General features: G+C 63.3%; 18 protein-coding genes. 9 read left to right on the top strand and 9 right to left on the bottom strand.

The annotated features are described in order from the left end of the window. Positions 1–27: 27 nt before the first annotated feature. A complete protein-coding gene (polA, locus tag ACR65N_RS16190) occupies positions 28–3,027 on the bottom strand; it encodes a DNA polymerase I (RefSeq protein WP_440457853.1) in 3,000 nt (999 codons plus the stop codon). 513 nt (positions 3,028–3,540) lie between these two features. Here polA and ACR65N_RS16185 point away from each other — a divergent pair. Together ACR65N_RS16185 and ACR65N_RS16180 are read left to right on the top strand one after the other, a co-directional pair. Further along, positions 3,541–3,981 (top strand): MarR family winged helix-turn-helix transcriptional regulator, encoded by a 441-nt coding sequence (locus ACR65N_RS16185; RefSeq protein WP_440457852.1) that lies wholly within the window; start codon positions 3,541–3,543, stop codon positions 3,979–3,981. A 107-nt stretch (positions 3,982–4,088) separates the two neighbouring features. After that, positions 4,089–5,471, top strand: a complete 1,383-nt coding sequence (locus tag ACR65N_RS16180; RefSeq protein ID WP_440457851.1) for a M20/M25/M40 family metallo-hydrolase — start codon at positions 4,089–4,091, stop codon at positions 5,469–5,471. A gap of 384 nt (positions 5,472–5,855) precedes the next feature. Here the strand turns inward: ACR65N_RS16180 and ACR65N_RS16175 are convergent, their stop codons facing one another. After that, a complete protein-coding gene (locus ACR65N_RS16175) occupies positions 5,856–6,065 on the bottom strand; it encodes a cold-shock protein (RefSeq protein ID WP_430306417.1) in 210 nt (69 codons plus the stop codon). Positions 6,066–6,580: 515 nt separating this feature from the next. Here ACR65N_RS16175 and ACR65N_RS16170 point away from each other — a divergent pair. Beyond that, entirely contained in the window at positions 6,581–7,066 is a 486-nt protein-coding gene (locus tag ACR65N_RS16170) for a YbaK/EbsC family protein (RefSeq protein ID WP_440458121.1), read from the top strand. Here the strand turns inward: ACR65N_RS16170 and ACR65N_RS16165 are convergent. Beyond that, positions 7,060–7,413: a hypothetical protein gene (locus ACR65N_RS16165; protein ID WP_430306418.1), complete on the bottom strand. Its 354-nt coding sequence runs from the start codon at positions 7,411–7,413 to the stop codon at positions 7,060–7,062. The genes ACR65N_RS16170 and ACR65N_RS16165 overlap by 7 nt on opposite strands. A gap of 114 nt (positions 7,414–7,527) precedes the next feature. Further along, entirely contained in the window at positions 7,528–7,776 is a 249-nt protein-coding gene (locus ACR65N_RS16160; RefSeq protein ID WP_430306419.1) for a hypothetical protein, read from the bottom strand. A gap of 356 nt (positions 7,777–8,132) precedes the next feature. Here ACR65N_RS16160 and ACR65N_RS16155 point away from each other — a divergent pair, with 356 nt between their 5' ends. The 3 genes from ACR65N_RS16155 to dnaJ all read left to right on the top strand — a co-directional run bounded on the left by ACR65N_RS16155 (position 8,133) and on the right by dnaJ (position 13,867). After that, on the top strand, positions 8,133–10,547 hold the full coding sequence (locus ACR65N_RS16155; protein ID WP_440457850.1) for a transglycosylase domain-containing protein: 2,415 nt from the start codon (positions 8,133–8,135) through the stop codon (positions 10,545–10,547). Between the two features lie 198 nt (positions 10,548–10,745). After that, positions 10,746–12,647, top strand: coding sequence for a molecular chaperone DnaK (dnaK, locus tag ACR65N_RS16150; RefSeq protein WP_430306421.1), 1,902 nt, complete (start codon positions 10,746–10,748; stop codon positions 12,645–12,647). Positions 12,648–12,730: 83 nt separating this feature from the next. After that, positions 12,731–13,867 carry a molecular chaperone DnaJ gene (gene dnaJ / locus ACR65N_RS16145; RefSeq protein ID WP_430306422.1) on the top strand — a complete coding sequence of 379 codons (1,137 nt, stop codon included), beginning with the start codon at positions 12,731–12,733 and terminating at the stop codon, positions 13,865–13,867. Between the two features lie 67 nt (positions 13,868–13,934). On the opposite strand, the gene ACR65N_RS16140 is transcribed toward dnaJ, so the two are convergent. From ACR65N_RS16140 to ACR65N_RS16130, 3 genes are read right to left on the bottom strand one after another with little or no spacing between them, the layout of a single operon-like run. After that, positions 13,935–14,477, bottom strand: a complete 543-nt coding sequence (locus ACR65N_RS16140; protein WP_440457849.1) for a DUF924 family protein — start codon at positions 14,475–14,477, stop codon at positions 13,935–13,937. Positions 14,478–14,489: 12 nt separating this feature from the next. Further along, positions 14,490–14,729 carry a SlyX family protein gene (locus ACR65N_RS16135; protein ID WP_440457848.1) on the bottom strand — a complete coding sequence of 80 codons (240 nt, stop codon included), beginning with the start codon at positions 14,727–14,729 and terminating at the stop codon, positions 14,490–14,492. A gap of 54 nt (positions 14,730–14,783) precedes the next feature. Then, the gene (locus tag ACR65N_RS16130) at positions 14,784–15,068 is read right to left on the bottom strand and encodes a hypothetical protein (protein WP_440457847.1); all 285 of its coding nucleotides are present in this window, start codon (positions 15,066–15,068) and stop codon (positions 14,784–14,786) included. A 180-nt stretch (positions 15,069–15,248) separates the two neighbouring features. Between ACR65N_RS16130 and recF the strand changes: the two genes are divergently transcribed. The 3 genes from recF to ACR65N_RS16115 are packed head-to-tail and all read left to right on the top strand — an operon-like array spanning position 15,249 to position 17,647. Continuing rightward, positions 15,249–16,370: a DNA replication/repair protein RecF gene (gene recF / locus ACR65N_RS16125; protein WP_440457846.1), complete on the top strand. Its 1,122-nt coding sequence runs from the start codon at positions 15,249–15,251 to the stop codon at positions 16,368–16,370. Positions 16,371–16,403: 33 nt separating this feature from the next. After that, a complete protein-coding gene (locus tag ACR65N_RS16120) occupies positions 16,404–17,162 on the top strand; it encodes a molybdopterin-synthase adenylyltransferase MoeB (RefSeq protein ID WP_440457845.1) in 759 nt (252 codons plus the stop codon). 2 nt (positions 17,163–17,164) lie between these two features. Then, complete coding sequence (locus ACR65N_RS16115) at positions 17,165–17,647, top strand: GNAT family N-acetyltransferase (protein WP_440457844.1); 483 nt, start codon at positions 17,165–17,167, stop codon at positions 17,645–17,647. Here the strand turns inward: ACR65N_RS16115 and ACR65N_RS16110 are convergent. Continuing rightward, positions 17,637–18,137: a DUF3833 family protein gene (locus ACR65N_RS16110; protein ID WP_440457843.1), complete on the bottom strand. Its 501-nt coding sequence runs from the start codon at positions 18,135–18,137 to the stop codon at positions 17,637–17,639. The genes ACR65N_RS16115 and ACR65N_RS16110 overlap by 11 nt on opposite strands. Before the next feature lie 76 nt (positions 18,138–18,213). After that, positions 18,214–19,218, bottom strand: a complete 1,005-nt coding sequence (locus ACR65N_RS16105) for a 2-hydroxyacid dehydrogenase (protein WP_440457842.1) — start codon at positions 19,216–19,218, stop codon at positions 18,214–18,216. Positions 19,219–19,243 lie beyond the last annotated feature (25 nt).

Here is a 19,243-nt window from a genome sequence, read left to right as displayed (position 1 = left end):
GCTACCACATGGATCCGTTTGCCAAGATCAGTGGGCTTCGTCCCAGTTCAGCGCGGCGCGGGCATCGACCTTCAACGGCACCCGCATATCGAGCGCCGGCATCGCTGAATGCTCCATCGTCCGCACGATGACCGGCATCGCCGCGTCGATCGCATCCTCCTCGACCTCGAAGATCAGTTCGTCATGCACCTGCAAGAGCATCCGCGCACGCTCCGCGAGGCCTGACTTTTCCAGCGCCGGCTCGATCTGTACCATGGCCCGGCGGATGATGTCGGCGGCCGAGCCTTGGATCGGCGCGTTGATCGCCGCCCGCTCGTTGAACGCGCGCACCGACGGGTTGGACGACTTGATTTCCGGATAGTGGGCGCGGCGGCCGAAGATGGTTTCGACATAGCCATGTTCGCGGGCAAATGCCTTGGTGCTTTCCATATAGTCGCGGATGCCCGGGAAGCGCTCGAAATAGCGCTTGATGTAGTCGCCCGCCTCGGACCTCTCTATCGACAGCTGATTGGCGAGACCGAAGGCCGAGATGCCGTAGATGATGCCGAAGTTGATTGTCTTGGCGCGGCGGCGCACATCCGCCGACATGCCATCCACCGGAACGCCGAACATCTCGGATGCCGTCATCGCGTGGATGTCCACGCCATCGGCAAAGGCCTGGCGCAGCTGCGGGATGTCGGCGACATGGGCAAGCACGCGCAGTTCGATCTGGCTGTAGTCGGCCGACAGCAGCCTGTGGCCGGGCGTCGAGACGAAGGCGGTGCGGATCTTGCGGCCTTCGGCATTGCGGACCGGAATGTTCTGCAGGTTCGGCTCAGACGAGGAGAGGCGCCCGGTCGAGGTTGCCGCCATCGAGTAGCCGGTATGCACGCGCTTCGTCTCAGGATGCACGTAGCCCGGCAGCGCATCGGTGTAGGTGGACTTGAGCTTGGTCAGCTGGCGCCAGTCGACGATCTTGCGCGGCAGCGGCTCGCCCTGGGCTGCAAGATCCTCGAGCACCTGCGCTGACGTGGACCACTGGCCGGTCTTCGTCTTCGACCCGCCCGCAAGCCCCATGCGGCCGAACAGGATGTCGCCAAGCTGCTTTGGCGAGCCGATGTTGAAGCGCTCCCCGGCAAGCTGGTAGATCTCGTCCTCGAAGGCTGCTGCCTTCTGCGCCAGCTCGCCGGAAAGCCTCGACAGAATCTGGCGGTCGACGGTGATGCCGCGCTCTTCCATGCGCGCCAGAACCGGCACCAGCGGCCGTTCAAGCCGCTCGTAGACGCGCGTCAGACCTTCGGCCGCCAGCCGCGGCTTCAGAACGAGCCATAGCCGCAGCGTCAGATCGGCGTCCTCAGCGGCATACGTCGTCGCCTTGTCGATATCGACGAGGTCGAGCTTGACGGCCGATTTGCCGCTGCCGGCAACTTCCTTCAGCGGGATCGGCGTGTGACCCAGCCACCGCTCGGCGAGCGGCTCCATGGCATGATTGCCCTGGCCTGCCTCCAGCACATAGGAGATCAGCATGGTATCGTCGAAGCTCTGCATGGTGATGCCATGCCGCTTCATCAGCAGGTAGTCGTATTTGAGGTTCTGCGCGACCTTCAGCACCGCCGGGTCTTCCAGCAGATCCTTCAGAGCCGCAAGGCCTTGGGCCAGCGGCACCTGGTTGTCGACGAGCTTCACGCCCTCGCTGAACAGATCGTCGGAGCCGCTCTTGTGGGCGAGCGGCACGTAAGCGGCACGGATGGTCGAAGCCGCAGGACCCGTCCGATTGTCCTGCACGGCCAGCGAGACGCCGACAAGTTCCGCCTGCATCGGGTCGATCGACGTGCTTTCGGCGTTGAAGGCGACGATGCCGGTGTCGCGGGCCGCAGCGATCCACGTGTTGAGGGTCTCGATATCGCGGATCGTCACGTAGCCGCTGTGATCGATCGGGTGACCGGAAAACGCTTCGTGGCGGGCGGCGGCCACGTCTGCCGCACGGCCGCCGTCGAGAGAGGCTTTCGCCTTGCCGGATGTCCTGGCCAAGGTCACCGGAGCGCTTGGCTGGGCGGCGAGATCCTGGTTGTGCTCGACGCCGGGATCGAGGTCAGGACCATGGGCCGTCGTTCCCCATTCGACCAGAACCTCCGCCGGCTCGATGGCGCTTGCGTCGCAGTCACACGCATCCGCCACGCGGCGCGTCAGAGCGCCGAATTCCATCGCCTTGAGGAAGCCGATCAGCTTCGGGCCATCCTGCTTTTCGAGCACCAGCGCGTCGAGCGGCATGTCCAGCGGCACATCCGTGCGCAACTCGACCAGACGGCGCGAAAGCCGCGCCTGCTCGGCATTGGCGATGATGTTTTCACGCCGCTTGGCCTGCTTGATCTCACCGGCACGCGCCAGCAGCGTTTCCAGATCGCCGAATTCTTCGAGCAGCTGGGCCGCGGTCTTCGGACCGATGCCCGGAATGCCGGGCACGTTGTCGACAGAATCGCCGACCAGCGCCTGCAGGTCGATCATCTTTTCCGGCGGAACGCCCCACTTCTCGATGACGTCCGGGATGCCGATCTGCTTGTCCTTCATGCTGTCGTACATGTGGACGTTCGGCGTCACCAGCTGCATCAGGTCCTTGTCGGAGGAGATGATGGTGACGTCGGCACCGATCGCTTCGGCGGCTCTGGCATAGGTGGCGATGATGTCGTCCGCTTCGAAACCATCGGTTTCGATGCACGGCAGGTTGAAGGCGCGCGTCGCCTGGCGGATCAGGCTGAACTGCGGCACCAGCTCTTCCGGCGGCGCCGACCGGTTGGCCTTGTAGTCTTCAAAGAGCTCCTTGCGGAAGGTCTTCGAGGAGTAGTCGAAGATCACCGCGAAATGGCTTGGCGTGACGCCGACATTCGTGTCGCGGGCGTTGGTCAGCAGCTTCCACAGCATGTTGCAGAAGCCGGAGACGGCACCGATCGGCAGGCCGTCCGATTTGCGCGTCAGCGGAGGCAGGGCATGGAACGCCCGGAAGATGAAACCGGAGCCGTCGACGAGGAAAAGGTGATCGCCATTTTTCATGGGCGATGGATAGCGCGGCGCGCGGCAAAGGTCCATCCGCCAGCATCGCGCGGCCAGTGAATTCCAGGGTTTGAGCTGGCCCCGGCGACCGTCGACGCGTGCCAAGTCTCCCTGGGATCTTCACCGTAACGTTACCGCTTTGTAATTTTCAGATGTCTTGAAAACCCCAGCCAGTGGGGCCATTTCCGATCCATCGGCGATTGATCACGCCGTCGTCTGGTTGCTGGCCTGTCCCCCGCCGCGCCAGACCTGGGCAAAGGCCTCACCCCCTCTCCGGGCCTTTGTCCTTCCATCACCGCCACGGCCTTCCCCCCTCCCGGGCCGTGGCGGTTTTCATCTGGCCGTTCAGCTCGCAGCCCAGGCCGCTTCCCCAACAGTTCGATAATCGATAGAGTGCTATGCAGCTTCGGCTCAGGCATCCGCACATCTTGTTCTCTCGCTGGCAGCCTCGACGAGACCAGCGACAACGCGGGGGACTGCGCCTTCAACCGCAACGGCAAGGGATGTCGTTACATGGGCTTTGAACGCTCGGATTCCCTCCTCTATCTCGCCAGCCGCCTGACGAAGACCTTGGCGCGCGCGCTGCACAAGCGGGCCGCCGCGCTCGGCTTCTCGCCCGGCCAGTTTCCCGTCCTTCTTTCGCTTTGGCATCAGGACGGGCTGACGCAGAGACAGCTTCTCGATCGTCTGGAAGTGGAGCAGGCGACGCTTGCCAATACGTTGGCGCGCATGGAGCGCGATGGACTGATTGCCCGCAAGCCGCACCCAAAGGACCGGCGGGCGCAGATCATCGAGCTGACCGAGCGCGGCCGCGATCTGGAACGCGTGGCGACGGAAGCCGCGGCGCAGGCGGATGCCGAGGTGTTTGCCGGTTTCCGGCTGTTCGAGCAGGAATTGCTGAAGGAGTATCTTCGCAAGGCAGCTTCCAATGCCAAGAACCTCGACCCGCCCTAAGTTCGCCGGTTTCAAGGAAGCGCAAAATCCGGATTTCGCGGTTTCCCTCGCCAGCCGAAAGGGTTTAGGTTGAGGCCTATCCTATCATCCGCAAGGCAGATCCCCTGATGACCGACCTAACTTCCGTCCTCGAGCAGGCCGACCGCAATCTCACGTCCAGCCTCGACCGCCTGTTCGAGCTGGTGCGCATCCAGTCCATTTCCACAGATCCGGCCTACAAGGCCGAGTGCCGCGAGGCTGGCGAATGGCTGGTGTCGACCCTCAACGAGCTCGGCTTTACCGCCTCGCTGCGGGACACGCCCGGTCATCCGATGGTGGTGGCACATCACAATGCGGCTTCGTCCGATGCCCCGCACGTCCTCTTCTACGGCCATTACGACGTGCAGCCGGTCGATCCGCTGTCGCTGTGGGAAAATGATCCGTTCGACCCGAAGATCAAGGATATCGGCGAAGGGCGCAAGGTTATCACCGGCCGCGGCACCTCCGACGACAAGGGCCAGTTGATGACCTTCGTCGAAGCCTGCCGCGCCTACAAGGAAATCAACGGCAGCCTGCCGGTGAGAATCACCATCCTGTTCGAAGGCGAGGAAGAATCCGGTTCGCCGTCGCTGAAGCCTTTCCTCGAAGCCAATGCCGCAGAACTGAAGGCGGAGTACGCGCTCGTCTGCGATACCAGCATGTGGGACGCAGAAACGCCGGCAATCGCCGCAACGCTGCGCGGCTTGGTCGGCGAGGAGATAACGATCACCGCAGCCGACCGTGACCTACATTCCGGCCTGTTCGGCGGCGCTGCCGCAAACCCGATCCACATCCTCGCGAGCATCCTCGCCGGCCTGCGCGACGAGACAGGCCGCGTCACGCTCGACGGCTTCTATGACGGCGTCGAGGAGACGCCGCAGAACATCAAGGCAAGCTGGGACAATCTCGGCCGCTCCGCCGAAAGCTTCCTCGGCGAGGTGGGACTGTCGCAGCCTTCCGGTGAGAAGGGTCGTTCCGTCCTCGAGCTGACCTGGGCTCGGCCGACCTGCGAAGTGAACGGCATCTGGGGCGGTTATACCGGCGAAGGCTTCAAGACGGTCATCGCTGCCAAGGCCTCGGCCAAGGTCTCCTTCCGGCTTGTCGGGGAACAGGATCCGGCGAAGATCCGCGAGAGCTTCCGCAACTACGTGCGCTCCGGCATTCCGGCCGACTGCAGTGTGGAGTTTCATGAGCACGGCGGCTCGCCCGCGATCCAGCTCGCCTATGATTCGCCGGTCCTGACCAAGGCCAAGGCGGCGCTTTCCGATGAATGGCCGAAGCCCGCGGTGGTGGTCGGCATGGGTGGCTCGATCCCGATCGTCGGCGACTTCCAGACCTACCTCGGCATGGACTCGCTGCTCGTCGGCTACGGGCTGATCGACGATCGTATCCATTCGCCGAACGAGAAGTACGACCTCAACTCGTTCCACAAGGGCATCCGCTCGTGGATCCGGATCCTCGCAGCGCTCTGACGCTGCCTCAACGCGCCTGCGCCACCAACCGTGGAGCAGGCGCAGGCTCACCTGACTGACATGCCTCAGAGAGAGAGCCGCAAAAACAAAAAGGCCGGGACTAAGCCCGACCTTTCATACCCGTTTCCACCTGCCAGTACATCCGTGGTCAAACACGAAACGGGTCCGGCATTTCGATCGCTGCGGCTTCTCAGCCTTCGCTTACAAGTCCATCGTCTGCCAGCAAGGTTAACATCCGGTTAAGATGTCCCGTCATTGGCCTACGGCGCAACAGATGTTGCTCGGAGCGGGCGCTGCGATCGTGCCGCTTGATCCAAGAAATGGGAATGGCGCCCCGCGTTTGCAAGGGCGCCATCAATCTTTTCAGCAGGATGTCGCGAAGGCTCAGGCCGAACGCAGGTTGTCCGCCGACATGCGGCCCGAACGCTTGTCCGAAACCAGCTCGTAGGAAACCTTCTGGCCGTCGTTGAGGCTGCCCATGCCGGCGCGCTCTACAGCCGAGATGTGAACGAAGACGTCCTGTGCGCCGTCGTCAGGCTGGATGAAGCCGAAGCCCTTGGTTGCGTTGAACCACTTTACAGTACCGGTAGCCATTACGATGTCCTTTCGATCGCAACGTTGACTCTGCTCCATGACCAGCACGGAGCGCGGATTTCGTATTTGAAGGATGGGTCGTCGTCGGCATGTGCCGTAGTACCGTCGTCAAACAAATAGCGATTGGCATGACCTAGCGTCGAGCCTGAATCGTGTCAAGACGGAGCAGAACTGGGTTGGCTACAGCTGCAACCCCAACATCCGCAAGCCTGATACGTCGGACAGGCTTTCGAGGATGGTGTCTGGACGCCGAAAAGCAAGAAGCCCGGCGCGGGAGGAGGTGCGCCGGGCTTCTAAAACTGACCAGCAACCGGGAGGAGGAGGTGTTGCTGGTCCCCTCGCAAGACACTGGGAGGAGGAGTGCGTCTTGCGATGATTTGACTATAGCTGAGGCACGCTTAAAAAACAGACAGAATTTCGCAGCGCAGCACTGCGAAAAACGCATAGCTCTTGGAGCGTCCGGTTCCTATCGGCGGGACTTGCCGCCGTCACCTCGCGTGGCTAGTCTTGCCCGCATGAGCCTGTCATCCGTCAAAGCCTTCTTCGCCGCGCATGCCGCTGACATCGAGGTGATCGAAACCAAAGAAAGCTCGGCCACGGTCGCTTTGGCTGCCGCAGCCCACCAGGTCGACCCTGATCAGATCGCCAAGACCATCTGCCTGCGGGCCGGTGACACGATCATGCTACTGGTGACATCGGGCAACAGCCGGCTCGACAATCGGAAATTCCGCGATGCGTTTGGGGCAAAGCCACGCATGCTTTCGGCGGAAGAAGTGGTTGAGCGGACCAGCCATCCAATCGGCGGGGTCTGCCCGTTCGGACTGGCCGAACCGCTTGCCATCTATTGCGATGTGTCGCTGAGACGCTGGCCACTCGTCGTGCCTGCTGCAGGCGCCATCAATGCGGCGGTGCGCATTGCTCCAGAAAAAATGGCGGCACTGACGGCCGCCACCTGGATCGATGTCTGTCAGGAGCCGAGATCCGGCGATCCCGATCAGTAGTAACGGTGGTACCAGGCCTGCCGCTGTTCGGCAGAGGCCGAAGCGGATGCCACCAGATAGCCGATCGCGAAGCCGATGCCGCCGATCAGCGTCATCAGTGTCGTCGCAGTCGCGGGGTGTTCGCGGATGACGCCGGCCATCGAGGTGGCTTCTTCCTGGACGTAGACGGCTGCATCGCCAGCGCGGCGCTTCACCGTCTCATAGGTTTCGGCACCGAAATCCGACATCGTCGAGCGGATGCTTTCGATTTCTGCGCGCAGCGAAGAAATCTCGGCCTTCATCGCCTCGGAAGCTTCCTGGGCGGCTCTCTGTTCGTGGCTTTCCGGCGATCCTACGGATTCTACCATTGCGGTCTCCTCGACTATCGCTGTGTGGTGATGTGACGGCCATCAACTTGCGAAGTCGCAATAGGTTCCAGAGACGGCGTGGCAAGCGTCAGGACTGTTGTGGCGAGGAGAGGCTCAGCGGCTATGCGCGAGAGCTTCGGCCAGCGAGGCGAGTGCCTCCTTCTCGCTCATGCCCTTCTGCAGCGAGTTGACCAGGATGAGGGCGAGCGCTTCACCATCGGCGCTTGCCTTGTTGATCTGATGCTCGGCGCAGGCGGCATCGAAGACCTGCTGCAGCAATGACAACTGGTCTGGATTTACCGGACGTCTCACAACTTGTGTTGGCACCAATCCCTCCATCTCCGACAGCTTGTTCTCCGCCATCTTCGTAATCCACCCCCAGCGACTAGATTTATTTCATGGCGCGAGCGTGGCAAGTCTTATTCCAGTCACGTTATTTAGTATCCACTTAAAATTAGGGTGCCGACGCTTGGACTACCAAACAAGAGGCCGAAATGTTCCATCGAGCGCGCTTGCGCAGAAGATAAACCCGCTCCTGCCATTCGGTAGGCGGCGTGGATCGCTATCCTAACGACTCCTTAAATCGCCGCATTTAACCTTCATCGGGATCACAGCGGACGGCTCGGACGCTCATGACCTCCTCAACGGAGACACGCGTCGCTTGCCGCTATAGCAGATACGAGCATTCGCAAGACGGCTGGGGAGCATCACCGGAACACATGGCATCGGGAAACAGATCGCGCCATCGCGTCGAACCGTCCTTCGGCGGGGATCGGCAAGAAGACGAAGTCCGCATCGATGCCGCCGAACGGATTGTCGGGGGTCGAACGGGCAGGACGTCCCGGCAGACGGTCGACGACGAGCAGGCGAAGCCGGCGGCTCGCGCCTCGCGCGCCAGGCGCGGACGCCGAGAGGGCGGCAGCTTCTTCGGCGCCATCCGATCGCTCGTCTATTGGTGCATCGTGCTCGGCATCTGGGGCGCCATCGGCGTTGGCGGGCTGGTGCTCTATTTCGGCGCGCAGATGCCGAGCGCCAGCTCCTGGAACATTCCGAACCGGCCACCCAACGTCAAGATCACCGCGCTCGACGGCACCCTGCTTGCCAACCGCGGCACCACCGGCGGCGAGGCGGTGGCGCTCGAGGAAATGTCGCCGTTCATCCCCCAGGCGGTGATGGCGATCGAGGACCGCCGCTTCTACTCGCACTTCGGCGTCGATCCTCTCGGCCTGGCGCGTGCGTTCGTCAACAATCTCACCGGCCAGAGCATCCAGGGTGGATCGACGATCACCCAGCAGCTTGCCAAGAACCTGTTCCTGTCGCCGGACCGGACGTTCGAGCGCAAGATCCAGGAAGTGCTGCTGTCCTTCTGGCTGGAGCACAAGTTCACCAAGGACCAGATCCTGGCAATGTATCTGAACCGGATGTTCTTCGGGTCGAATGCCTATGGCGTCGAGGCCGCCTCGCAGCGTTACTTCAAGAAATCCGCGCGCGATGTGAACCTTCAGGAGGCCGCGACGCTTGCCGGGCTGCTGAAGGCGCCGACCCGCCTTTCGCCTGCCCGTGATCCGCAGGCTGCCGAAGCCCGTGCTCAGGTGGTGCTCGGCGCCATGCGCCAGGAAGGCTATGTCACCGCCGAAGAGGCGAAGACCGCCATGGCGCAGCCGCCGGCCAAGGCGCGCAGCTACTGGTCTGGCGCCGAACACTATGCTGCCGACATGGTGATGGACGAGGTCAAGTCGCTGATCGGCGACGTCAAGACCGACGTTACCGTGCAGACGACGCTGGACCTGAGGCTCGAGCAGGATGCCGAAAAGGCGCTGACCGATGTGCTGAAGAAGGAAGGCGGAAAGCTCAACGCCTCGCAGGCGGCACTGGTATCCGTCGATGCCACCGGGGCGATCCGCGCCGTCGTTGGCGGCCGCGACTACACCGAAAGCCAGTTCAACCGCGCCTTCAAGGCAAAGCGTCAGCCGGGCTCCGCCTTCAAGCCCTTCGTCTATGCTGCAGCCCTGGAGGCCGGATATCGGCCAGACACGGTGATGGTCGACGGGCCGGTGAAGATCGGCAACTGGACACCGGAAAACTACGAGCAGAAGTACCGTGGCAATGTCACCGTTTCCACGGCGCTCACCCATTCGCTCAATACCATTGCGGCGCAGCTGGTCGTCCAGGTGGGACCGAGCAACGTCATCGCCATGGCCCACCGGCTGGGCATCGACAGTGAGTTGCAGCCGAACGCCTCGATCGCGCTCGGCACCTCGGAGGTCTCGCTCGTCGAACTGACCTCGGCCTACGCGCCCTTCATGAACGGCGGACTGAAAGCAACGCCGCATCTGGTGACGCGGATCACCGACAACGACGGCAAGGTGCTTTACGATGCCGATTTCTCCAACCCGCCACGGGTGCTGAGCGAGCAGATCGTTGCCAGCATGAACGGCATGATGAACCGCGTTCTCGTGGAAGGAACCGGCAAGGCGGCACGGCTTGCCGACTGGCAGGCGGCCGGCAAGACCGGCACCACACAGTCGTTCCGCGACGCGGTGTTCGTCGGCTACACCAGCACACTCACCACCGGCATCTGGTTCGGGAACGACGACGGCACACCGATGAAGAAGGTGACCGGCGGCGGCCTACCCGCCAAGGCCTGGAAGGAATACATGACCGCGGCGCTCGACGGTTATCGCCCGACCCCGCTCTATGGCGTCGGCGTGCTTCCCGCGCAGCCGGCGGCACCTGTCGGCGAGCCGTCGATCGGCGACCTGATCTCCGGTGTCTTCCACGGCGATGCGCCGGAAAACGCCTATCCGGCCGCCCCTCAGGCGCCGGCACAACATCCGACGGCCCAGCACCCAACGGCACCGCAGCCGACGGCAGCCGTTCCGCAAGCTGCGCAGCGCATGCCGCCGATCAACGATCCCCCCGCCGCAGGTGTGCGCGACTATCGCGATTACCGCGGGCCGTACGATCAGGCGAACGGGCGCGGCAGCGAGCCGGAATACGATGAAGACTACGACCAGCCCCTGCCGCCGGCCGATGTCGGAGGCGGGCCGGTCCCTCCCGCTGACGTCGGCGAGCAGGCGCCGCGCCGGTACTCGCGGCAGAGCACCCTGCTCGACGTCATCATGGGGCAGTGAGTTCCACGCGCCGCAGTCCGACAACGGCTGATTTTTTTGCTCTGCGGCGGACCTCTTATCGCCTTGCAGTCGGAAAAACCGGTCCTTATATACGCCGCATGACAGCAGCCCATGCTGCGCACCATCCCAGTCGAGGAACTGTCAGGGAAATGCCTTGATACGGGGTTCCGACAGTTCGCTTTAAGGAGAGAGAAGAACATGGCAAAAGTAATTGGCATCGACCTTGGCACAACCAACTCCTGCGTCGCCGTCATGGACGGCAAGGACGCACGGGTTATCGAAAATGCCGAAGGCGCGCGCACCACGCCGTCGATGGTGGCATTCAGCGATGACGGCGAGCGCCTCGTCGGCCAGCCGGCAAAGCGTCAGGCCGTTACCAACCCGACGAACACGCTGTTCGCCGTCAAGCGCCTGATCGGCCGCCGCTACGAAGATCCGACCGTCGAGAAGGACAAGGGCCTGGTGCCCTTCGAGATCACGCGCGGCGACAATGGCGACGCCTGGGTCACCGCCAACGGCAAGGGCTACTCGCCGTCGCAGATTTCGGCGATGATCCTTCAGAAGATGAAGGAAACCGCGGAAGCCTATCTCGGCGAAAAGGTCGAAAAGGCCGTCATCACCGTTCCGGCCTACTTCAACGACGCCCAGCGTCAGGCCACCAAGGACGCAGGTCGCATTGCCGGCCTCGAAGTCCTGCGCATCATCAACGAGCCGACGGCTGCGGCCCTCGCCTACGGCCTCGACAAGAAGGACGGCAAGACCATCGCCGTCTACGACCTTGGCGGCGGCACCTTCGATATCTCGGTTCTCGAAATCGGCGACGGCGTCTTCGAAGTGAAGTCGACCAACGGCGACACCTTCCTCGGCGGTGAAGACTTCGACATGCGTCTCGTCGAATACCTCGCAGCTGAGTTCAAGAAGGACCAGGGCATTGACCTGAAGGGCGACAAGCTTGCCCTGCAGCGTCTCAAGGAAGCTGCTGAAAAGGCGAAGATCGAACTGTCCTCGTCGCAGCAGACCGAAATCAACCTGCCGTTCATCACTGCCGATGCTTCCGGTCCGAAGCACCTGACGATGAAGCTGACCCGCGCCAAGTTCGAAAGCCTGGTCGACGACCTGGTTCAGCGGACGATGGCACCGTGCAAGGCAGCCCTCAAGGATGCCGGCGTCACCGCAGCCGAGATCGACGAAGTCGTTCTCGTCGGTGGCATGAGCCGCATGCCGAAGGTTCAGGAAGTCGTCAAGCAGCTGTTCGGCAAGGAGCCGCACAAGGGCGTCAACCCGGATGAAGTCGTCGCACTTGGCGCTGCCATCCAGGCCGGCGTTCTGCAGGGCGACGTCAAGGACGTGCTGCTGCTCGACGTGACCCCGCTGTCGCTCGGCATCGAAACGCTCGGCGGCGTGTTCACCCGCCTGATCGACCGCAACACGACGATCCCGACGAAGAAGAGCCAGGTGTTCTCGACCGCTGAAGACAACCAGCAGGCCGTGACCATCCGCGTCAGCCAGGGCGAGCGCGAAATGGCAGCTGACAACAAGCTGCTCGGCCAGTTCGACCTCGTCGGCCTGCCGCCGTCGCCGCGCGGCATGCCGCAGATCGAAGTGACGTTCGACATCGACGCCAACGGCATCGTCCAGGTCTCGGCCAAGGACAAGGGCACCGGCAAGGAACAGCAGATCCGCATCCAGGCATCTGGTGGTCTGTCCGACGCCGACATCGAGAAGATGGTCAAGGACGCCGAGGCGAATGCCGAGTCCGACAAGAAGCGTCGTGCCGGCGTTGAAGCCAAGAACCAGGCAGAAAGCCTCGTTCACTCGAGCGAAAAGTCGCTGGCCGAATACGGCGACAAGGTCACCGAGACCGACCGCAAGGCGATCGAGGATGCCATCGCCAGCCTGAAGACGGCTATCGAAGCTTCCGAGCCGGATGCCGACGACATCCAGGCGAAGACGCAGACGCTGATGGAAGTGTCCATGAAGCTCGGCCAGGCGATCTACGAAGCGCAGCAGGCGGAAGCCGGTGCTGAAGGCGGCAAGCCCGAAGACGGCGTCGTTGATGCCGACTACGAGGAAATCAAGGACGACAAGAAGTCGGCCTGAGGCGCGTCTCGCTCGTATCCGTGTAAATGCGTTGACCTCCGGCTGCCTCGTGCAGCCGGAACCTTTTCGGGACCATTACCTTCATGGCAAAAGCTGACTATTACGAAACACTGGGTGTCGGCAGGACCGCTGACGAGAAGGAGCTGAAAAGCGCCTTCCGCAAGCTCGCAATGAAGTTTCACCCGGACAAGAATCCTGGCGATCAAGAAGCCGAGAAGAAGTTCAAGGAAATCGGCGAGGCCTATGAGGCCTTGAAGGATCCCCAGAAGCGGGCGGCCTACGACCGTTTCGGTCATGCAGCCTTCGAACAGGGTGGCATGGGCGGAGGCCAAGGCTTTGGCGGGGGCGGCCAGGGTGCCGGTGGTTTCTCCGACATCTTCGAAGACATCTTCGGCGAGATGATGGGCGGCGGACGCGCAAGGCGTTCGTCCGGCGGCCGCGAACGCGGTGCCGATCTTCGCTACAACATGGAGATCTCTCTGGAAGAGGCCTATGTCGGCAAGACCGCGCAGATCCGCGTGCCGACGGCCGTGACCTGCGACGTCTGCTCCGGATCGGGCGCCAAGCCGGGCACGCAGCCGAAGACCTGCGGTACCTGTCAGGGTTCCGGCCGGGTGCGCGCCAGCCAGGGCTTCTTCTCGGTCGAACGCACCTGTCCGACCTGTCACGGCCGCGGTCAGATCATCCCTGACCCCTGCTCCAAGTGCCACGGCCAGGGTCGCATCACCGAGGAGCGCTCGCTGTCCGTGAACATTCCGTCGGGCATCGAGGACGGCACCCGCATTCGGCTGCAGGGCGAAGGCGAAGCCGGGGCTCGCGGCGGTCCGGCCGGCGATCTCTACATCTTCCTGTCGGTCAAACCGCACGAGTTCTTCCAGCGCGATGGCGCCGATCTCTACTGCAGCGTGCCGATCTCGATGACGACGGCAGCGCTCGGCGGCACGTTCGACGTGGCGACGCTCGACGGCACCAAGTCACGCGTCACGGTGCCGGAAGGCACCCAGCCGGGCAAGCAGTTCCGACTGAAGGGCAAGGGAATGCCGGTGCTGCGGTCGTCGCAGACGGGCGATCTCTATATCCAGATCCAGATCGAGACGCCGCAGAAGCTGAGCAAGCGACAGCGCGAGCTGCTGCAGGAGTTCGAGCAGCTGTCGTCGAAGGACAACAATCCCGAATCCACGGGCTTCTTTGCCCGGATGAAGGAATTCTTCGACAGCTGAATTGTCTGCCGAACTGTGGATGAAGAAACGCCGCCGTCATCTGACTGGCGGCGTTTTGCTGTCCGGATCAGCCGGAAAAGCCGCCGGCCGCCAGAAATGCCTGCTCCCCGGGCGTCGTCGTGCGCAGCAGTATGTCGTTGCGATGCGGAAAGCGTCCGAAGCGCTGGATGATCTCGCGATGCTCGACGGCGTGCTTCAGCAGATCCGCACCGAGCGGTTCGCAACGCCGGCAGCAAAGATCCTGGTCGTCCAGATCTTCGGAATGCATGAACGGCAGGTAGAAGAAGATCCGCAGCGCCTCCTCGACCTGGCAATCCCACCCCTTGTCGAGCATCAGACGCGCGTAGTGACGCGCCAAAGGGTCGGTCGCATACATGTGTGCCGTGCCCCGGAAGCAGTTGCGTGGAAACTGGTCGAGCAGAAGCGTCAGTGCCAGGCTGCTCTCGGCGTCATCGAGCCAGAAGGCCAGATCCTGACGGGCCGCCGCCAGATGCAGCTCCCGGAAAGTCTCGTGGAAAAGGGCGTCGAACTGGACGTCCTTCTTGAACCACTTGTCCGGTCCTGCCTCCTTCCAGAAGCCGACCACGTCGCCAGCGGACGCCATCATCATCGAATGTGTCTCTCAGTAATGCGGCGGACGGGTATTTGCCGGCGCGTCGAGCGAGGTCTCTTCCAGTGAGAGGAAGCGCTCCGTCAGCCGGTCGAGCTTGGCGCGCGTCTGTTCCACAACCTTCCATTGCTCGGCCAGCTGTTCGGACAGCTCATCGATCGTCCGCGCCTGGTAGGCGACGGTTTCCTCCAGCGCGAGAATGCGGTCGGCAGCGCTAGAATTCGGTTCGGCTGGATGAGGGTTCTGGGACATGGGGCCTTCCTACTGCAGGCGCGCTTCCTTGGGAAGCGGGTCGCTTCGCCCGCGTCAGTCTCTGTGCCTGCGCCTGTCGGGCAGCATCATGATGGCCGAAGCCGTCAACGCACCTGCAAAGGTCGAGGACAATGGCGCGCAAAGCAGGATGAACGCGAGGACCGGTGTCTGCGACCGGGCGATCCGGGAGCCCAGGCCCGCCACGTCCAACCATGCCATCAGGGCCGCCATCGAGAAGCCCAGCACCATACCGAAAGCGGCATTCACGCCGAGGAAGCGCAGCATCCGCGCATGATCTGCGCGGGCCTCCTCCTGTGTCAGGTCTCGCTCATTGCTCATGACCCGTATCCACGTCTGCTCCAGGCGGGAGAACAACAACCATGACCGAGAGTTCCGTCAGCATCGGCCTGTCGCGGATCCTGACGGCGACGAGTGCCCGATGCGGAAGCCCGACAGCTCCGTGCTTGCCATCCGCGGCGCAACGCATTAGCTGCTGAGCCTGGCGAAACGCGAAGGTCCATGGCGCAGAAGACTTCGATATCCCGGCTCAACCTGACCGATTTCCGCAATTATGCGGAAGCCGCGCTGTCGCTCGACGACCGGCATGTGGTGCTGACAGGCGATAACGGATCCGGCAAGACCAATCTCCTTGAAGCGGTGTCCTTCCTGTCGCCAGGGCGTGGCCTGCGACGGGCAGTGCTGTCGGACGTCACCCGCGTCGGAGCGAGCGGCGGATTTTCGGTCTTTGCACACGTCGACGGGCGCGATGGCGACGTGGCAATCGGAACTGGCATCGATGGCGGCGAGGACAGCAATGTCCGCCGCCTGCGGCTGAACGGCACCACCGTCCGCTCGGTGGAGGAACTCACCGACCACCTCAGCGTCCTGTGGCTGACGCCGGCGATGGACGGGCTGTTCACCGGCGGCTCGTCGGACCGCCGACGTTTCCTCGACCGGCTGGTCCTGTCGCTCGATCCCGCCCATGGTCGGCGGGCGGCCGACTACGAGCGCGCCATGCGCAGCCGCAACCGGCTGCTGTCGGAAGGTCGCTTCGATCCCAGCTGGCTGTCGGGCATCGAGGTGCAGATGGCAGAACTCGGGATCGCCATGGCCGCGGCCCGGATCGAAATGCTGGGGCTTCTCTCGGCGCTTGTGGCACGCAGCGGCGAGACTGCCTTCCCCTCCCCCGATCTGGCCCTATCCGGCTTCCTCGACGACCGCGACGGCAGACCATTTGCCGAACTGGAGGAAGAATACGTGATTGGACTGCGTGACAGTCGCTACCGTGACGCTGCCGCCGGCCGCACGCTGGCCGGGCCGCACCGGGTGGATCTTCTGGTCCGCCACCGGGAGAAGGACATGGACGCCGCCCGCTGTTCGACCGGCGAACAGAAGGCGCTGCTGGTGGGTCTGGTGCTTGCCCATGCGCGTCTGACGGCCGACATGACCGGTCACGCCCCGGTGCTGCTTCTCGACGAGATCGCCGCGCACCTGGACGAAGGGCGGCGCGCAGCATTGTTCGACCTCGTCGATGGGCTGGGCGGCCAGGCCTTCATGACCGGCACCGACCAGGCGATGTTCTCGGCGCTCGGCGCGCGCGCGCAATTCTTCACCGTCAGCCATGGCAAGGTCGTGGCCTGATCCCGTTCCTCTCTCGATGCTGGACTTGACCCCATGGACCCACTGAACCCGGACGAGATCGAACGCTACAAACGCCACATCCTGCTGCCGGAAGTCGGCGGCAGCGGCCAGCAGAAGCTGAAGGCGGCGCGCGTTCTGGTGATCGGCGCTGGCGGCCTCGGCGCGCCGGTCCTGCATTATCTCGCGGCAGCCGGCGTCGGAACGCTGGGGCTTGTCGACGACGACCGGGTTTCACTCTCCAACCTCCAGCGCCAGGTGATCCACGACACCGGCACGATCGGCGAGATGAAGACGCAGAGCGCGGCAGAGACGATCGCGCGGCTCAATCCGCATGTGCGGACGCTGCGTTTCGAGGAACGCTTCGATGCGACGTTTGCGGCGATGCATCTTCCGCGCTTCGACCTCGTCATCGACGGGTCTGACAACTTCGACACCCGTTACGCCTCGGCTGAGGCCGCAGAAGCGGCGCGATTGCCGCTGGTGACCGGCGCTGTCGGCCGTTTCGATGGAACCGTCACGGTGCTGATGCCTTACGCGGAAGACGGTGAAGGTCGGCTCAACCCGACCTATCGCGACCTCTTCCCGGTCAAGCCGCCGCAAGGCCTGCTTCCCGACTGCGCCCAGACCGGCGTCATCGGGGCGCTCACCGGCGTCATCGGCACGCTGATGGCGATGGAGGCGATCAAGCTGATTACCGGCATTGGCGAGCCGCTCGTCGGCCGCCTGCTCAGCTATGACGGCCTGGCCGCGTCCTTCAACACCATCCGCTACCGCCGCCGCGGGAAGGCCTGACCGTGGTCACCATCACGCCGATCGATCCGGCCTTCGATGACTGGGACGGGTTGCTGTCGCTCATCATGTCTTCGTTTGCCTCGATGGACGGCGTGATCGATCCGCCGTCGTCCGTCCACCGCCTGACGCCGGCGTTGCTGAAAGAGAAGGCGTTGGAGGAGATTGTCCATCTGGCGCAGGACGAAGGGCAAATGCTCGGCTGCGTGTTCTGCAAGCCGGAGCCGCCGCAGAGCCTCTATATCGGCAAGCTTGCCGTCCTGCCGCAGGCGCAGGGCAGAGGCATCGGCCGCCTGCTGGTCAATGCAGCGGAGATGGAGGCAAGACGGCGGGACCTGCCGGAATTGCGGCTGGAGACGCGCATCGAACTTACCGCCAACCAGTCGACCTTCGCCAGCTGGGGGTTCGCCTGGAGTGCCGACGGCGCGCATGCCGGTTATGCGCGCACGACCTTCATCGAGATGCGCAAGCCACTGGTCAGCGGCTGAAGACGACCTTGGACCGGGCAACCGGGAAGAGGAACTTGGTGACCAGCGCCGTGTTGACGAGGCTCCCGTCCGCCTGCAACTCCATCCGATCGTAGAAATGCACCCGGTTCGGCTTGGCCGGCGTGCCGAGATCGACGACATAGTTGAAGCGGGCGACCTTGCCCTCGATGACGACGTTGGTCGAGCCGACCACATCCTCGCGCGTGCCGGTGTAGCGTCCTTTGCCGGTCTTGGTGAAGCGCCAGGTTTTGGTGTCGCGCTCTCCATCGGAATAGTGGAAGTCCTCGCGCAGCGTCAGGACCTTGCCGTTCCAGCGGCCCGTCAGCGCGACGGTGAACTCTCGCCTGACGCCGTTGATCGCGCTGAACGAGCCCGTCGCCTGCGTCTTGCCGGAAAAATACCGTTCGAGAGCCAGGTCCGCTGCGTGCGCGGTATGCGTCATCGCCAGCATCGTCAGCCCCATCGTCATCGAGAAAAGAGCCCTGTTCATAGAGTGGCCTCCAGTTGATCTGAAGACTTCTACGGCAGGCGATGGAACCTGGATCGATGCGGCCGGAGCAAATCTCTCAGGAGCGGCCCGGGAGAACCCGGTTCGGCGGACGGTGGCCGTCGAAGAAGGTGCGGATGTTGATGATCACCTTGTCGCCCATGTCGATGCGGCCCTCGATGGTCGCCGATCCCATGTGCGGCAGCAGAACCGCCTTGCCCGCGCTGGCAAGCTTCAGGAGCTTCGGGTTGACGAGAGGTTCGTTGGAAAACACGTCGAGCCCGGCACCGGCAATCTTGCCGTCGCGCAGCAGCTGGATCAGCGCCGCTTCGTCGATGATGTCGCCGCGGGCGGTGTTGACGATGATGCTCGAGGGCTGCATCAACGCCAGTCGTCGCGCGGACAAGAGATGGAAGGTCGCCGGTGTCGACGGGCAGTTGACCGACACGATGTCGACGCGCGCCAGCATCTGGTCGAGGCTGTCCCAGTAGGTGGCCTCCAGCTCTTCTTCCGTTGCCGGATTGACGCGGCTGCGGTTGTGATAGTGGATGGACAGGCCGAATGCCTTGGCGCGGCGGGCGACCGCCGTTCCGATCCGTCCCATGCCGACGATGCCGATCCGCTTGCCGCCGATGCGCCGGCCAAGCATCCATGTCGGCGACCAGCCAGCCCAGCTGCCCGGCTGTTCCGTCAGCACCCGCGAGCCCTCGATCAACCGGCGCAGGACGGCGAAGATCAGCACCATGGTCATGTCGGCGGTATCTTCGGTGAGGACATTCGGAGTGTTGGTAACCGTGATCCCCTTGCGGGCCGCGGCGTCGACGTCGATGTGATCCACGCCGTTGGAGAAGCTGGCAATCAGCTTCAGCTGCGGGCCGGCAGCCTCGATGACCGCCGCGTCGATTCGATCGGTGACGCTTGGCACCAGAACCTCGCAAGTGCGCATCGCTTCGGCCAGTTGATCATGCGTCCGCGGCACGTCGTTAATGTTGAGTTCCGCGTCGAAGAGTTCGCGCATCCGGGTTTCGACGGCGTCCGGCAGCTTGCGGGTGATGTAGACCCTGGGCTTTTTCCTGGCGGTCATGGGTGTCCTTCGACGCGTGTTGAGA

It is taken from the genome of Rhizobium sp. SAFR-030 (genome assembly GCF_059415005.1).
This window is presented reverse-complemented; position numbering and strand designations above follow the sequence as displayed.

Bases quoted from the DNA above. Each gene is read 5' to 3' on its own strand.
- polA (WP_440457853.1), bottom strand. From the start codon at position 3,027: ATGAAAAATGGCGATCACCTTTTCCTCGTCGACGGCTCCGGTTTCATC.
- ACR65N_RS16185 (WP_440457852.1), top strand. From the start codon at position 3,541: ATGGGCTTTGAACGCTCGGATTCCCTCCTCTATCTCGCCAGCCGCCTG.
- ACR65N_RS16180 (WP_440457851.1), top strand. From the start codon at position 4,089: ATGACCGACCTAACTTCCGTCCTCGAGCAGGCCGACCGCAATCTCACG.
- ACR65N_RS16175 (WP_430306417.1), bottom strand. From the start codon at position 6,065: ATGGCTACCGGTACTGTAAAGTGGTTCAACGCAACCAAGGGCTTCGGC.
- ACR65N_RS16170 (WP_440458121.1), top strand. From the start codon at position 6,581: ATGAGCCTGTCATCCGTCAAAGCCTTCTTCGCCGCGCATGCCGCTGAC.
- ACR65N_RS16165 (WP_430306418.1), bottom strand. From the start codon at position 7,413: ATGGTAGAATCCGTAGGATCGCCGGAAAGCCACGAACAGAGAGCCGCC.
- ACR65N_RS16160 (WP_430306419.1), bottom strand. From the start codon at position 7,776: ATGGCGGAGAACAAGCTGTCGGAGATGGAGGGATTGGTGCCAACACAA.
- ACR65N_RS16155 (WP_440457850.1), top strand. From the start codon at position 8,133: ATGGCATCGGGAAACAGATCGCGCCATCGCGTCGAACCGTCCTTCGGC.
- dnaK (WP_430306421.1), top strand. From the start codon at position 10,746: ATGGCAAAAGTAATTGGCATCGACCTTGGCACAACCAACTCCTGCGTC.
- dnaJ (WP_430306422.1), top strand. From the start codon at position 12,731: ATGGCAAAAGCTGACTATTACGAAACACTGGGTGTCGGCAGGACCGCT.
- ACR65N_RS16140 (WP_440457849.1), bottom strand. From the start codon at position 14,477: ATGATGATGGCGTCCGCTGGCGACGTGGTCGGCTTCTGGAAGGAGGCA.
- ACR65N_RS16135 (WP_440457848.1), bottom strand. From the start codon at position 14,729: ATGTCCCAGAACCCTCATCCAGCCGAACCGAATTCTAGCGCTGCCGAC.
- ACR65N_RS16130 (WP_440457847.1), bottom strand. From the start codon at position 15,068: ATGAGCAATGAGCGAGACCTGACACAGGAGGAGGCCCGCGCAGATCAT.
- recF (WP_440457846.1), top strand. From the start codon at position 15,249: ATGGCGCAGAAGACTTCGATATCCCGGCTCAACCTGACCGATTTCCGC.
- ACR65N_RS16120 (WP_440457845.1), top strand. From the start codon at position 16,404: ATGGACCCACTGAACCCGGACGAGATCGAACGCTACAAACGCCACATC.
- ACR65N_RS16110 (WP_440457843.1), bottom strand. From the start codon at position 18,137: ATGAACAGGGCTCTTTTCTCGATGACGATGGGGCTGACGATGCTGGCG.
- ACR65N_RS16105 (WP_440457842.1), bottom strand. From the start codon at position 19,218: ATGACCGCCAGGAAAAAGCCCAGGGTCTACATCACCCGCAAGCTGCCG.